Source organism: Proteus sp. fly-1067 (assembly GCF_040139345.1).
Lineage (GTDB): Bacteria > Pseudomonadota > Gammaproteobacteria > Enterobacterales > Enterobacteriaceae > Proteus > Proteus vulgaris_B.
This window is the reverse complement of sequence record NZ_JBEEUL010000274.1, coordinates 1-524: the sequence shown is the minus strand read 5'-3', so window position 1 is coordinate 524 and position 524 is coordinate 1. Positions and strand designations below refer to the sequence as shown.

General features: G+C 43.3%; 2 protein-coding genes. Both read left to right on the top strand.

The features are described 5' to 3' along the window. Positions 1-214: rRNA adenine N-6-methyltransferase family protein (locus tag ABN217_RS20380; protein WP_349460025.1), on the top strand; the 214-nt coding region annotated here is incomplete at its 5' end. A 19-nt stretch (positions 215-233) separates the two neighbouring features. Continuing rightward, positions 234-524, top strand: a 291-nt coding sequence (gene apaG / locus ABN217_RS20375; protein ID WP_349460024.1) for a Co2+/Mg2+ efflux facilitator ApaG/CorD, incomplete at its 3' end; no start/stop codon positions are given.

Here is a 524-nt window from a genome sequence, read left to right as displayed (position 1 = left end):
GAACCCTTATCAGCTAGAAGATATCAAAATGCTCAGCCGTATTACGACGCAAGCATTTAACCAACGCCGTAAAACCATCCGCAATAGCCTTGGTGATTTACTTAGTGTTGAACAGCTGACAGAGCTTGGTATCGATCCTGGCACTCGCGCTGAAAATATTTCCGTTGCAGCTTATTGTAAAATGGCAAACTTCTTAGCAAATTTGCCTAAATAAGAGTTGAAAAGGAGGCACTATGCTTAACGAACCGAATGTGAGCATCCAAGTACAGAGTGTCTATATTGTCAGCCAGTCTCAACCTGAGATAAATCGGTATGTTTTTGCTTATACCATATCTATTCGAAACTTAGGTAGAGAAGCCATTCAGTTAATGAGCCGTTATTGGCTCATCACTAACAGTGATGGTCATAAAACTGAAGTGCAAGGTGAAGGCGTCGTTGGCGAGCAGCCTATTATCCAGCCTGGATCCGTCTATCGTTATACGAGTGGCGCTATCTTAGAAACCCCGATGGGAACAATGGAAGGC